This is a genomic window from Aeromonas sp. RU39B, from assembly GCF_900156095.1.
In the GTDB taxonomy this organism is placed as follows: domain Bacteria; phylum Pseudomonadota; class Gammaproteobacteria; order Enterobacterales; family Aeromonadaceae; genus Aeromonas.
The window spans coordinates 1-12,300 of record NZ_FTMJ01000020.1 but is presented as its reverse complement, the minus strand read 5'-3'; the positions used below and the strand labels follow the sequence as shown (position 1 = coordinate 12,300).

The window sequence follows — 12,300 nt, the reverse complement described above, 5'->3', positions numbered from 1 at the left end:
GGTCGATGACCGCACGTTTTGCCCGTCATGGATGAGAAGATGCAATCCAATCTGATGTTACTGATGGCCGCCGCCATCTGGGGGATGGGCTTTGTTGCCCAGCGCCTCGGTATGGATCACATGGGTCCATATACCTTTAATGGCCTGCGCTTTCTGCTCGGTGCCCTTTCTCTGCTGCCGCTGATTTTCTGGCTGCGTCGTCGCTCGGCGCCGACCCCGGCTGGTGAGCGCAGTGAGCTGCTACGTGGTGGTCTGTGGGCCGGTCTGATCCTGTTTACTGCCGCGTCGCTGCAGCAGGTTGGATTGCTTTATACCACCGCGGCCAAGGCCGGTTTTATCACCGGTTTCTATATCATTCTGGTGCCGCTGCTCGGACTGCTACTGCGCCACAAGACCGGAACCAACACCTGGGTAGGCGCCGCCATCGCGCTGGCGGGGCTCTATCTGCTCAGCGTGACCGAGTCGTTTACCATGAACATTGGTGACCTGCTGCAAGTCGCTGGCGCCCTGTTTTGGGCTATTCACCTGCTGGTGCTGGATCACTACTCGAGCCGGGTGGCACCGATCAAACTGGCTGCCACCCAGTTTGTGGTGTGCGGCGCACTGAGCCTGTGCGTGGCCTTTATGCTGGAGATCCCGACCGTGGCCGGCGCCGTGGCTGGCTGGCAAGCGCTGCTCTACGCCGGACTGATCTCGGTCGGGGTCGGTTACACCCTGCAAGTGCTGGGACAACGCAACGCCCATCCGGCCCACGCTGCCATCATCCTCAGTCTGGAGACGGTGTTTGCCGCCATCGGTGGAGTCTTGCTGCTCGGAGAGCATCTGGACAGCCGCGGCATGCTGGGCAGTGCCCTGATGCTGGCCGGGATGTTGATCTCCCAGCTGAAATTGCCGCGCTGGCTATCACCTCGCCGTAGTCAGGCACCATCCAGCGAAGGGTAAACAAGCAGGGCGCCAACAGGCGCCCTTTGCATCTTTTGGCGCTCAACCCGCAATGCTGGAGTAGAAGCTCACGTCATCGCGTACCGGATCGTTGCTCGAGCTGTGATACAGCTCAAAGCAGGGGCGCACCTCATCAAACTCAAGACCGGCCGCCACGATATCGTTGATGTGATCCTGCCAGCGCGCACCGTATTCGCTGCGATCGGTAATCACGAAGCGGGAGCGGGCATAGCGGCCCGCCGGCACCACCTGAATTTCCACCTCCCCCTCTGCGCCTGTGCTCGCCGGGACCGTGACCCCGATATCGGTGCGACATTGCGCCGGGTCGGTGATCTCCGGGTTATCGTGATAAATAAACACCCACTCGCCATCAGCCAGACCGCGGGCGGCTGCCCACTGATAGAGCCGGGAACAGACCACGTCATACCCCACGCCATAGGGGCCGGTGACCCGGATATAGGCCAGGGTTCGGTCGGTCAACTGTTCGGTTCTCATGGTGAAACTCCTTGTGGTTAAGAGATCTTCACCATACTCCGACCCCGTAATGGCAGCGTGTCCGGCCTTGCGCATCGTGTGTCCAATTTTGCGAATTTGCTCGGCGCTCGCCTGACGAAACGCCAGCGGCGTCATGCCAAAATGGCGGCGAAAGGCTTTGGTAAACGCCTGTGAGCTAGCAAAACCGGCCTCCAGAGCGATGCAGGTGATGCTCTGCTGGGTATTGCGCAGAGTGCGGGCGCCTCGCTCCAGTCTTAGCCGGCGCCCCATCTCCCCCGGCCCCTCGCCGGTCACCGCGGTAAACACCCGGTGAAAATGGTAGGTCGACAGACATGAGAGGCTCGCCAGTTGCTCCAGCGACGCGCCCGGATCTTGCTCAAGGGCACGCAGAGCCGGTCGCAAGCGGCGCAGATAGTCAACCATCTGGCTAGTCCCGCAGCCGCGCCATATAGAGCGCATCAACCAGCTCGCCGTTACGCAGAGCAAAGGCGCGCGCCCGCCCCTCTTCGACGAAACCGGCTTTACGATAAAGCGCCAGCGCCGCCAGGTTGTCGGCGTAAACGGTCAATTCGAGGCGGCGCAGGCCCAGCCAGTTATCGGCGAGATCGGTCGCGGCGGCCATCAGCCGGCTGCCGACACCACGCCCCGCCCAGTCATCACGCACCGCCATCCCGATATGGGCCACATGACGCCGGCGCGGATTGGGCTCGACCTGCAGACTGAGGTTACCCACTAACAGACCGTCCGCCTCGGCCACCAGCACAGTGTGACCTTCGCGCGGGGTGAGGCGTTGTTCCCAAATAACCAGCGATGGAAAAGGCAGTTGCAAGGTGCCACTTTGCGCACCCGGCATGGCGTACAGATCGCGCAAGGCAGCAGCATCTTCCTGCTCGGCGCGGCGAATCTCGATTTGCATGAATCCCTCCTTGATGGCCATCATCATGCCGCAAATGCATTCAGCTGACACCCCTGGGCAGAAAAACAAAAACCGGAGCCAATAGCCCCGGTTCTTGTATCAACATCTTAGCGTTACAGCACAGCACCCAGGCTCAGGGACGCCATGATCAGTACAGTCAGGATACCGAGCAGCGGGGCCACCCACTTCAGCCAGCGCACGTACGGGACGCGGGCGATGGCCAGACCCCCCATGACCACGGCGGAAGTCGGGGTCACCAGGTTAACGATACCGGAGGCAGACTGATAGGCAGTCACCACCAGATCGCGGCTGACGTTGGCGAAATCGGCCAGCGGAGCCATGATCGGCATGGTCAGTACGGCCAGACCGGAAGAGGACGGCACCAGAAAAGAGAGCACCACTTCCAGCCAGTACATGACGTTGATGAACACCACGGTGGAGAGACCGGTCACCATGCCTTCGGCACTGTGCAGGATGGTGTGGGTGATCATGCCCTTGTCCATGATGACCACGATACCGCGGGCGATACCGATGATCAGGGCCACGCCAAGCAGGTCACGGGCGCCGTCAATGAAGTTGGAGGTGATCTGCTCTTCGCTCATGCGGGCAATCAGGCCCACGATGATGGCGGAAGCGAGGAAGACGCCGGAGATTTCGGCCATCCACCAGCCCAGCACGGCCACACCGTAGATCATCACCCCGAAGGCACCAGCGAACAGCGCCAGCACGATCTTGCGAGTGGTGGTGAACTCGAGCATTTCCTGGCCCTTGTTGCCGAGGAAGTGTGCCTTGTTCTCTTCCATCTTGTCGGCGACCAAGGATCGGCTCGGATCTTGACGCACCATCTTGGCATAACGCATGACGTAGCCAACACAGATGATCCAGCCCACAGCCAGGATGCCGACACGCAGCCAGATACCGTCGGTGAAGGCGATACCGGCAGCGTTAGCCGCAATAACGGTGGCAAACGGGTTGATGGTGGAGCCCAGCGTACCGATACCGGCACCCAGCAGAACGGTAGCCGCAGCCACGACCGGGTCGAAGCGGGCAGCCATCATCACCGGCACCAACAGGGTGTAGAAGGGCAGCGACTCTTCGGCCATGCCATAGATGGTACCGCCAGCAGCAAACAGGGCCATCAGGATCGGAATCATCCACTCTTCACGGCCACGCAGACGGTCGGTCACGCGCTCGATACCGGCGTCGATGGCACCGGTCTTGGTCACGATGCCGAGGAAGCCACCGATGATCAGAATGAACAGGGCGACGTCAATGGCACCGGCTTCATAGGATTCATGGTTGTAGAGACCATCGATCGGAGCCAGCAGAACATCCACCACCCCTTGCGGGTTGGAGTCGACCTGCTTGTAGGTTCCGGCCACCGGGACTTCTTTGCCCAGGGCTTCGTTCATGGTCATGTCGTATTTGCCGGCGGGCACAATCCAGCTCAGGGCGGCTACCAGAGCGATCAGCACAAACAGAATGGTGTAGGCTGATGGGAACTTGAATTTTGTCATAGTTCTTTGTCCTAGTGCGGTGGTAGACCATGGGGCGGCGTGGTTGTAGGGTTGGAGGTAATATGCCGCCTGCACATGGGGAAAAACCGGGGGTTTCCCCCCGGTACCACTACTGCGACCTTAGTCGCCCAGCGTAGCAACCATCACTGCCTTGATGGTGTGCATCCGGTTTTCGGCCTCGTCGAACACGATGGAGTGCTCAGACTCGAACACCTCCTCGGTCACTTCCAGACCCTTCATGCCATACTTCGCAGCCACTTCCTTGCCCATGGTGGTTTCATCGTTGTGGAACGCGGGCAGGCAGTGCATGAACTTCACTTTCGGGTTGCCGGTGGCATTGATCACGTCCATGTTGACCTGATACGGGGTCATCAGCTTGACGCGCTCATCCCATGCATCCTTGGACTCACCCATGGATACCCATACGTCGGTGTAGAGGAAGTCGACGCCCTTCACACCGTCCTTGACGTTTTCGGTCAGGGTGATGCGAGCACCGGTCTCTTCTGCGATACGCTGGCACTTGGCAACCAGCTCCTCTTCCGGCCAGAAGGCCTTTGGAGCAACCAGGCGAATATCCATCCCCATCTTGGCGGCGCCGACCATCAGGGAGTTACCCATGTTGTTACGGGCATCACCCAGGTAGGCAAACTTCATCTGGTTCAGACGCTTGCCTTCGCCGTGCTCAAGCATGGTCATGAAGTCAGCCAGGATTTGGGTCGGGTGGAATTCGTTGGTCAGACCGTTCCATACCGGTACACCGGCATGAGCACCCAGCTCTTCCACGATCTCCTGACCGTAGCCACGGTACTCGATACCGTCATACATGCGGCCCAGAACACGGGCGGTGTCCTTCATGGACTCCTTGTGGCCAATCTGGGAACCACTCGGGCCGAGGTAGGAGACTTGGGCGCCTTGGTCAAAGGCTGCGACTTCAAACGCGCAACGGGTACGGGTAGAGGTCTTTTCAAAGATCAGGGCGATGTTTTTGCCCTTCATGCGCTGTTGCTCGTAACCACCGTATTTGGCCTTCTTCAGCTCGATGGCGGAGTCGATGAAGTACTGAATTTCGCGCGGGGTGAAGTCCAGCAGTTTCAGGAAGTTACGGTTACGCAGGTTATAAGCCATGATGTTTTCTCTCTTATATTTGTTTCAGACCAATGGGCAGTAGGTTTGACTACGCTGTTACAGTTGCTTGGGGGATGATGTTGGTACCGGCTTGACCCTTGAGGATGGCCAGGCCATCTTCCAGAGCACCGATCCCGACCATGCCACCGGTTGCTTTTACAAATTCGCAAGAGGCGTCGATCTTCGGCCCCATCGAGCCGGCGTCGAACTTGATGTCAGCCAGTTCAACCGGCGTGGTAGCGCTCAGCGGACGCTGGGTCGGCTTGCCCCAATCCAGATAGACGGCATTGGCGTCGGTCAGGATCAGCAGGGCGTCGGCCTTGATCTGCTTGGCCAGATAGGCAGCAGACATGTCCTTGTCGATAACGGCTTCGATACCGGTCAGGCGCTCGCCATCCCACGTCACCGGAATGCCACCACCACCGGTGCAGATCACCAGGTGACCTTGGGCAATCAGGGATTCGATAGCGTCGCCTTCCACGATGCGCTGGGGCAGCGGGGACGGCACCACGCGGCGGAAGAACTTGCCATCAGCCTTGACCACCCAGCCCTTCTCGGCAGCCAGATGCTGTGCTTCGGCTTCTTCGTAAACCGGGCCGATAAACTTGGTTGGATTGGTGAAGGCCGGATCGGCGCTGTCGACCTGAACCTGGGTCAGCAGAGCGGTGACATTGCGGCTCGGCATCAGGTTCTTCAGCTCTTGAATCAGCATGTAGCCGATCATGCCCTGGGACTCGGCACCCAGTACGTCGAGCGGATAGGGGGAGACCTTGGTATAGGCACTGTTTTGCAGGGCCAGCAGACCGACTTGCGGGCCGTTACCGTGTACCAGCACCACGTTGTAATCTTCGGCAATGCGGGCAATGGTCTTGGCAGCGGTAGCGATGTTCTTGCGCTGGATATCGGCTTCGAGCGGCTCACCGCGACGGAGCAGGGCGTTGCCACCCAGGGCGACGACAACAGTTGGTTTGTTCATGATTGGTGTCTCGTTCAGATTCTTGCCAGGGCGCCCGCAGCGGGCGCCCGTTCGAGTTTGATTAGATGGCGTCGCGTTCCATCGGGCAGCTCATGCAGCGAGCACCGCCACGGCCACGACCCAGTTCGTCACCCGGAATCGGCAGAACCTTGATACCGGCCTTGTCATACTTCTCGTTGGTGTAGGTGTTGCGCTCATAGCCAACGACCACACCCGGACGCACGGTCAGTACATTGTTGGCGTCGTTCCACTGCTCACGTTCGGCTTCGAAGCTGTCACCACCTGTGGTGATGATCTTCAGCTGATCCACACCCAGCGCCTTCTCGATGGCATTGACGAAGTAACCTTCTTCCTTCACGCGCAGGCCGGTAGAGCCTTCGGCGGTCAGAGTCCAGCACTTGGTGTCCTTGCGCATGACTTCCGGATAGACGGAGAAGGTATCGACGTCCATATGGGTCATCACGGTGTCGAGGTGCATGCAGCTGCGGTGTTTCGGCAGTTGCAGGGCAATGACTTGCTTGGCTTGACCATGCTTGAACAGGCCGCGAGCCAGGTGCTCAACACCTTGGGCGGTGGTGCGCTCGGACATGCCGATCAGCACACTGCCACGACCGATAACCAGTACGTCGCCGCCTTCGATGGTGGAGTTGTCGTAGTCACGCTCTTCATCGCCGAAGTACTTGGTGAAATCCTGGTTGGCGAACATCGGGTGCCAGCGGTAGATGGCACGCACGTTGTTGGTTTCGCGGCGGCGGGCTGCCTTGGCCATCGGGTTGATGGAGACGCCACCGTACACCCAGCAGGAGGTGTCACGGGTAAACAGATGGTTGGGCAGCGGCTCGATGATGAAATCAGTCGGAGCATGCATGCCAACAACCATGCTGACGCCGCTGTAGGGCAGCTCGCCGTAGGTCAGACCGCCGGTCAGGGTGCGAGCCAGCTCGCGGTGGGGCAGGTCAGCCAGGTAGCAGCGCACATCATTGGCAAACGAGGTGCCGAGGCGATAATCGGAAACTTGGTTTTGCAGCAGCCAGGCTTTGGCTTCCGGCACATCCAGGGTTTCAGTCAGCAGGTTAGTGAGCAGGAATACTTCCACACCCTGGTCACGCAGGGTTTGGGCGAACTTGTCGTGCTCCTGGCCAGCGCGCTCAACTGACAATACGTCATCAAACAGCAGATCCTGGCAGTTGGAGGGGGTGAGGCGCTTCAGGCTGAGGTTGGGGCGGTGCAGCATGACACGACGCAGTTGGCCAACTTCAGAACCGACAAAGAATTTACTCATGGCGATATTCCGTCCTAGCAATGGTCCTTGCGAGTGAATGAATAGAGTCCTTCCATTCGTTCTCGATGGCTGAAGGCGGGATATATCGTATGTAGGGTATTTGGCTTATGTTCTATCCTGCCTTTGCCTTTCGCAGCGAAGATTAGCTGTGCAAACCAGCGATAAAATAGAGCGGGATCACATAAGAACGGGCGTGAATAATTTCTGGTTTTATTCTTTGAAAGGGATAGCAAATCCTGACTTTTCCGGAAAAAGGCAATCGACTAACCATGCAGAGAAAGCGCTCAGCCTCTCTTTTACATGCCACATCATCCACAAAGCCTCAGTTTTTTCTATCAAGAACAAAAACAAAAAATATTTAATAATCATCATCTTATGCTGCACAAAAACAAAATCGGCATCTTTTATTCAAATATTTGAATATTCACACATTCACACCTGGGAATAAACCAAGATAAATAGTCACCGACTGCATAGCACCCGCATAGATATTTTATTGAGCCAGATCATTGAATTGCCCGGACACCCTTTCCATTAACACTTTTGAAAAGCGATTTAACATCGACGTCCATATAGTTATTCAGTCAATATGCTGATTGTTTCATCCTTAAACACCATCTCATTCACCATGCTGCAATTCACTTTTTTCACTGCGGTCCTGGGATATGAAATCCCGTGAATTTGTGTGAGATGACTCACATGAATATATGACAAACGTCATTACCTTATCGCGCGTTTCACGAGGCCAGCGAAAACCCAGAAACCGGCTTCCCACAACAGCACCGCTTCCGTTGGCGCCCGTACGCAGCGCCTTGACCATGCCTCCATTCCCGGTCGTACGATTTTTTTCCAAAAATTTTTCTGTGGCTCTGTAATAACTGCCCTTCTCCTTGCGACTGACCCTCAGGAAGGCCGCACAGCCTTCTGATAACCCAAACATCCAAGGAGAAAACAACATGAGCAATATCCGCAACCTGACCGCCTCCCTGACCCTCGCCTTGACCGGTGCCATCGCATTGGCCTCTCTGCCGGCTCACGCAGCCGATAAACCGGCCATGGAGAAGTGCTTCGGGGTCGCTCTCAAGGGACAAAATGATTGCAAGGCGGGCGCTGGAACCACCTGTGCCGGTACCGCCAAAAAGGACTATCAGGGTAATGCATTCAAGGTTGTCACCGCGGGCACCTGCACCACGCTCAAGTCTCCCACCTCTCCGACTGGCCACGGTCAGCTGGAAGCCTTCGCTGAAAAAATGTAATGGAGACACTGAATGCCGACCCGTCACAACAAGGTTGAACGAGGCGGATTCTGTGGGCCGGCGGCAAGATTGCCGCTGGCCTGCGGGATAGGACTCAAGCCTCAACATGTCAATGAATTGGTCAGCCAGCCGGCTGCCATCGGATTTGTCGAGATCCATGCCGAAAACTATCTGGTGGCGGGCGGCCCCTTCCACCGACACTTGGCACAAATTCGGGAGCATTACGCCCTGTCCGTGCATGGCGTCAGCATGTCGATTGGTGGTGCTCACGTACCTGACCGAGAGCATCTCAAGGCCATACTCAATTTGATGGATCGCTATGGCGCAGCACAGTTTTCCGAACATTTAGCTTGGAGTGGCCACCATCCGGCTTACCTCAACGATCTGCTGCCGCTGCCTTATACCGCAGAGAGCCTGACGCGGGTCTGTGACCATGTAGACCAAGCGCAGGAAGCGCTCGGCCAGACCATTTTGCTCGAGAATCCGGCGACCTATGTCTCGTTTGCCGCAACCGAGTACAGCGAAACAGACTTTATTGGTGAAGTGCTCACCCGCACCGGCTGTGGTTTGCTGCTGGACGTCAACAACGCCTGGATCAGTGCCCAGAATCATGGCCGCGACATCTTCGCCTATCTGGGTCAATTACCACTGGCCAAGATCGGTGAGATTCATCTCGCTGGCCACTCTATTAGCCAAGATAGCCTTGGTGCACCACTCCTTATCGACAGCCATGACCGCCGGGTCTGCCATGAAGTTTGGGAGCTGTATCGTCTGGTGATTGCGTTGGCGGGGCCGATCCCGACCCTGATTGAGTGGGATCAGAATATCCCCGAGCTGAGCATCTTGCTGGATGAAGCTCGGTTGGCCGCCGAATGCTGGCCCGAAGGCTCACACCATCCCGCGCATCAGGAGACACATCATGAGCTGGTATGACGATTGGCGCGATGCGCTGCTCAGCCGAGGAGCCGCAGCACCGGATGGCCTGTCCAGCTGGAATGGCTCAGACCCGGCGCAGCGCTTTGCGGTCTATAGCAACAATGTACTGGTTTCACTGCGTGATGCCTTGGCAGACACGTTTCCAGCGTTGCGTGATCATCTCGGACATGAAACTTTTTCAGCTCTCGCACTCGACTATCTGTGTCAGCACCCGCCCCAGTCAGCCATTCTGGCTCATTACGGCGAGAGCTTCCCCAGTTGGTTGAGTGAACAAACGCAATGGCAACTACCGAATTGGTGTGTCGATATGGCACGACTGGAGCGAGCCTACATCAATAGCTTTCACGCGGCCGATGCTACCGTGCCGTCACTGAGCGACTGGCAGAGCTTGCTGGAAGATGAAGAGCAGCTGGCACGCTGCCAACCTCGGCTGCATCCAGCGCTGCAGCTGATTGATGTTCAATACGAGATCCTGCCGTTGTGGGCCGCCAGTCAGAATGCGGCACGCAGCGGCTATTCTCTGGATCATCAAGGGCGCCTCCCCGAGCCACAACAGCGCCCCCATACCCTCTGCGTTATCCGCGAAGATCAAGGCGTTGCGGTGATAGAGCTCAGTACCAGCTCTGCCCTTGCCCTCAACGGCATTGCTGCCGGCTTATCGTTGCAAGAAGCGTTGATGCCGGTGGACGATGAGCAACTGCGTATCGAGATGTTAGCCTATTGGATTCGGCTGCCGCTTTTCAGTGCGCTGGGGGTTGCGGCATGAGCGCAATCATCGATGCGTGGCAGAAACTCACGACTAACCTGGCACAAGCGCCGTATTGGCCACTGGCGATGCTAGCGCGTTTCTCGCTGGCAGCGCTGTTTTGGCGCTCGGGTCAAACCAAAGTCACTGGCTTTGCGGTCGATCCTCTGGCCGGACTCTGGCAATGGGGATGGCCACATCTTAACGACGCAGCCACCTATCTGTTTGCCGAGGAGTACCGCCTCCCTTTCCTATCGCCAGAGCCCGCCGCCATCATCTCGGCAATGGCTGAGCATGTATTGGCACTGATGCTGTTATTGGGTATGGGAAGCCGGATCGCCGCGGCAGGATTATTAGTGATGACTGCTGTCATCGAAATCTTTGTTTATCCCGATGCCTACCCCACCCACGGTATCTGGGCAACTGCATTGCTGATATTGATCTTTCGGGGTCCCGGCTGGCTTTCCATCGACCATTGGTTAGCCAAGCGCCTTGGTTATCAGGCCGCTTAAGCCAAAGAGCCAGCAGATTGCTGGCTCTTTGTTTTTATTCATGTTTTGTTCCAGCGCCGGCCTCACTGCCTTCTCCTTCAGCATAGAGACGGCTGATGCGGCGCAAAACCGGCATCTGTTGACCAAACTGGCGACAGCCAGTGCATATGGCCAGATGAACTTTCAAACGGGCCTGCTCCTGCCAGGTCAGCGGACGATCCATGGCTTCAGACAGTAAACGGGTGGCCTGTACACAATTCATCACGTCGTCTCCTGTTCAAACCAATTCGATTTCAGACAATGGCGTAGCCGCAAGCGAGCACGATGTAACATCACGTTGAGATTATTGACGCTAACTCCGGTGGCTGCGCAGATCTCCGACGTTTCCAGCTCCACAAACTCACGCATCATAAAGACTCGCCCCTGTGCATCCGGCAGATACTCCAGACAGGCTTCAAATACTCGCCAGAAGTGACCATCCTCGACGTGGGCATCCGGTTGATTCCAGCGAACGGGACGCTGTGCCGGCTGCCAGTGATGATGATGGTCAAACAGTTGATCCAGCAGAGCCTGATCGTCCTGCTCATCATCCCCCGCCCCCGACATCTGGCTCAGCGTTATCCAGGGAGGGGATTGCCGCAACTGATTGGCAATCTTGTTTTTCAGAATGCCAAACACCCAGGTCCGCAGCGATGAACGTCCGGAAAATCGTTCGCGTGCCTGTAAGGCCGAAATCAGAGCCTCTTGCACCGCATCTTCCGCCAGATGAGAGTCTTTCAGTTGCAAGCGGGCAAACCGCAGCATCTGCTCACGCAGATCAATGATCTCCTGCTCGCTGGCTCCTTTGGCAGACTCCGACATCACGACACGGGATGTTGGTTCCTGCGGACCTCTCTCCTCCATCCCTGCGCCTCCTGTTCAATCGCTAGATCTCAAGAAAATCATGACATTGCCAAGAAGTCACCTATCACATTCTGAGAATGAGGGCGCCCACGTTTTTAAGTGCAGAAGTACTCAATTTCATCGAATGGACAAGATACAAACAGAGCGGATCGGTATATCGACTTTTGGAAATTAAAATAATGAGAGCAACACGAAGACAAAAGTCCTGAGATCTTTCCCAGGGCTTAATTCAGAGACGAGGTGGCAGCCGCGCCAGCGGCTAGAGGCGGAGGACATCAGTCCGACTTCCTAACGTCGTCCGCAAAGCAAAAAGCCCTGAGGGCTTCCTCAGGGCTTCAATATGTTGGCGGAGTGGCAGCCGCGCCAGCGGCTGGAAGCGAAGGACATCAGTCCGACGTCCTCACGTCGTCCAGCGACGCCGCGTTAAAAACAAAAAAAGCCCAGTCGCAAGACTAGGCTTTTTGTTTTTAATGTGGCGGAGCGGACGGGACTCGAACCCGCGACCCCCGGCGTGACAGGCCGGTATTCTAACCGACTGAACTACCGCTCCGCATTCGGTTAGCTTCTCGCTAATTTCTCTGTCCACTCGCGTAGACCAATTACGCATCCGCGTAATCGCTTATTGGGTGCCTGGCAGTGTCCTACTCTCACATGGCATCTGCCACACTACCATCGGCGCTACGGCGTTTCACTTCTGTGTTCGGCAAGGATACAGG

13 protein-coding genes and 1 tRNA gene are annotated in these 12,300 nt (G+C 57.0%); 5 read left to right on the top strand and 9 right to left on the bottom strand.

Features of this window, described 5'->3' with window-relative positions:
* Window positions 1–39: 39 nt before the first annotated feature.
* Window positions 40–942 (top strand): DMT family transporter, encoded by a 903-nt coding sequence (locus BW958_RS19280; protein ID WP_076577536.1) that lies wholly within the window; start codon window positions 40–42, stop codon window positions 940–942.
* A gap of 42 nt (window positions 943–984) precedes the next feature.
* Here the strand turns inward: BW958_RS19280 and BW958_RS19275 are convergent, their stop codons facing one another.
* The 6 genes from BW958_RS19275 to arcA all read right to left on the bottom strand — a co-directional run bounded on the left by BW958_RS19275 (window position 985) and on the right by arcA (window position 7,253).
* Window positions 985–1,860: an AraC family transcriptional regulator gene (locus BW958_RS19275; RefSeq protein ID WP_076577535.1), complete on the bottom strand. Its 876-nt coding sequence runs from the start codon at window positions 1,858–1,860 to the stop codon at window positions 985–987.
* A 4-nt stretch (window positions 1,861–1,864) separates the two neighbouring features.
* A complete protein-coding gene (locus tag BW958_RS19270) occupies window positions 1,865–2,353 on the bottom strand; it encodes a GNAT family N-acetyltransferase (protein WP_076577534.1) in 489 nt (162 codons plus the stop codon).
* A gap of 113 nt (window positions 2,354–2,466) precedes the next feature.
* Window positions 2,467–3,870, bottom strand: coding sequence for a YfcC family protein (locus tag BW958_RS19265; protein ID WP_076577533.1), 1,404 nt, complete (start codon window positions 3,868–3,870; stop codon window positions 2,467–2,469).
* 120 nt (window positions 3,871–3,990) lie between these two features.
* Window positions 3,991–4,995, bottom strand: a complete 1,005-nt coding sequence (gene argF, locus BW958_RS19260; protein ID WP_076577532.1) for an ornithine carbamoyltransferase — start codon at window positions 4,993–4,995, stop codon at window positions 3,991–3,993.
* Between the two features lie 49 nt (window positions 4,996–5,044).
* The gene (arcC, locus tag BW958_RS19255) at window positions 5,045–5,971 is read right to left on the bottom strand and encodes a carbamate kinase (protein WP_076577531.1); all 927 of its coding nucleotides are present in this window, start codon (window positions 5,969–5,971) and stop codon (window positions 5,045–5,047) included.
* Between the two features lie 61 nt (window positions 5,972–6,032).
* Window positions 6,033–7,253, bottom strand: a complete 1,221-nt coding sequence (arcA, locus tag BW958_RS19250; RefSeq protein WP_076577530.1) for an arginine deiminase — start codon at window positions 7,251–7,253, stop codon at window positions 6,033–6,035.
* Window positions 7,254–8,209: 956 nt separating this feature from the next.
* Between arcA and BW958_RS19245 the strand changes: the two genes are divergently transcribed.
* Genes BW958_RS19245 through BW958_RS19230 form a run of 4 tightly spaced genes read left to right on the top strand, consistent with a single transcriptional unit; the run spans window position 8,210 to window position 10,702 of the window.
* Window positions 8,210–8,509 (top strand): BufA1 family periplasmic bufferin-type metallophore, encoded by a 300-nt coding sequence (locus BW958_RS19245; RefSeq protein WP_076577529.1) that lies wholly within the window; start codon window positions 8,210–8,212, stop codon window positions 8,507–8,509.
* Between the two features lie 12 nt (window positions 8,510–8,521).
* Window positions 8,522–9,442, top strand: a complete 921-nt coding sequence (locus BW958_RS19240) for an MNIO family bufferin maturase (RefSeq protein WP_076577528.1) — start codon at window positions 8,522–8,524, stop codon at window positions 9,440–9,442.
* The gene (locus BW958_RS19235) at window positions 9,429–10,211 is read left to right on the top strand and encodes an HvfC/BufC N-terminal domain-containing protein (protein ID WP_076577527.1); all 783 of its coding nucleotides are present in this window, start codon (window positions 9,429–9,431) and stop codon (window positions 10,209–10,211) included. Before BW958_RS19240 ends, BW958_RS19235 begins: the two co-directional genes overlap by 14 nt.
* A complete protein-coding gene (locus BW958_RS19230; protein WP_076577526.1) occupies window positions 10,208–10,702 on the top strand; it encodes a DoxX family protein in 495 nt (164 codons plus the stop codon). Before BW958_RS19235 ends, BW958_RS19230 begins: the two co-directional genes overlap by 4 nt.
* Before the next feature lie 34 nt (window positions 10,703–10,736).
* Here BW958_RS19230 and BW958_RS19225 read toward each other — a convergent pair whose 3' ends face one another.
* The 3 genes from BW958_RS19225 to BW958_RS19215 all read right to left on the bottom strand — a co-directional run bounded on the left by BW958_RS19225 (window position 10,737) and on the right by BW958_RS19215 (window position 12,134).
* The gene (locus tag BW958_RS19225) at window positions 10,737–10,943 is read right to left on the bottom strand and encodes a zf-HC2 domain-containing protein (protein ID WP_076577525.1); all 207 of its coding nucleotides are present in this window, start codon (window positions 10,941–10,943) and stop codon (window positions 10,737–10,739) included.
* Entirely contained in the window at window positions 10,943–11,584 is a 642-nt protein-coding gene (locus BW958_RS19220) for a sigma-70 family RNA polymerase sigma factor (RefSeq protein WP_218641786.1), read from the bottom strand. The genes BW958_RS19225 and BW958_RS19220 overlap by 1 nt, the downstream gene beginning before the upstream one ends.
* A 473-nt stretch (window positions 11,585–12,057) precedes the next feature.
* A tRNA-Asp gene (locus BW958_RS19215) sits at window positions 12,058–12,134 on the bottom strand.
* Window positions 12,135–12,300: the final 166 nt, after the last annotated feature.

What these genes read in the sequence shown, in the direction of transcription:
- BW958_RS19220 (WP_218641786.1), bottom strand. Translation starts at nt 11,584, where the DNA reads ATGGAGGAGAGAGGTCCGCAGGAACCAACATCCCGTGTCGTGATGTCG.
- BW958_RS19275 (WP_076577535.1), bottom strand. Translation starts at nt 1,860, where the DNA reads ATGGTTGACTATCTGCGCCGCTTGCGACCGGCTCTGCGTGCCCTTGAG.
- BW958_RS19230 (WP_076577526.1), top strand. Translation starts at nt 10,208, where the DNA reads ATGAGCGCAATCATCGATGCGTGGCAGAAACTCACGACTAACCTGGCA.
- BW958_RS19265 (WP_076577533.1), bottom strand. Translation starts at nt 3,870, where the DNA reads ATGACAAAATTCAAGTTCCCATCAGCCTACACCATTCTGTTTGTGCTG.
- BW958_RS19245 (WP_076577529.1), top strand. Translation starts at nt 8,210, where the DNA reads ATGAGCAATATCCGCAACCTGACCGCCTCCCTGACCCTCGCCTTGACC.
- BW958_RS19235 (WP_076577527.1), top strand. Translation starts at nt 9,429, where the DNA reads ATGAGCTGGTATGACGATTGGCGCGATGCGCTGCTCAGCCGAGGAGCC.
- BW958_RS19240 (WP_076577528.1), top strand. Translation starts at nt 8,522, where the DNA reads ATGCCGACCCGTCACAACAAGGTTGAACGAGGCGGATTCTGTGGGCCG.
- BW958_RS19280 (WP_076577536.1), top strand. Translation starts at nt 40, where the DNA reads ATGCAATCCAATCTGATGTTACTGATGGCCGCCGCCATCTGGGGGATG.
- BW958_RS19270 (WP_076577534.1), bottom strand. Translation starts at nt 2,353, where the DNA reads ATGCAAATCGAGATTCGCCGCGCCGAGCAGGAAGATGCTGCTGCCTTG.
- arcA (WP_076577530.1), bottom strand. Translation starts at nt 7,253, where the DNA reads ATGAGTAAATTCTTTGTCGGTTCTGAAGTTGGCCAACTGCGTCGTGTC.
- argF (WP_076577532.1), bottom strand. Translation starts at nt 4,995, where the DNA reads ATGGCTTATAACCTGCGTAACCGTAACTTCCTGAAACTGCTGGACTTC.
- BW958_RS19225 (WP_076577525.1), bottom strand. Translation starts at nt 10,943, where the DNA reads ATGAATTGTGTACAGGCCACCCGTTTACTGTCTGAAGCCATGGATCGT.
- arcC (WP_076577531.1), bottom strand. Translation starts at nt 5,971, where the DNA reads ATGAACAAACCAACTGTTGTCGTCGCCCTGGGTGGCAACGCCCTGCTC.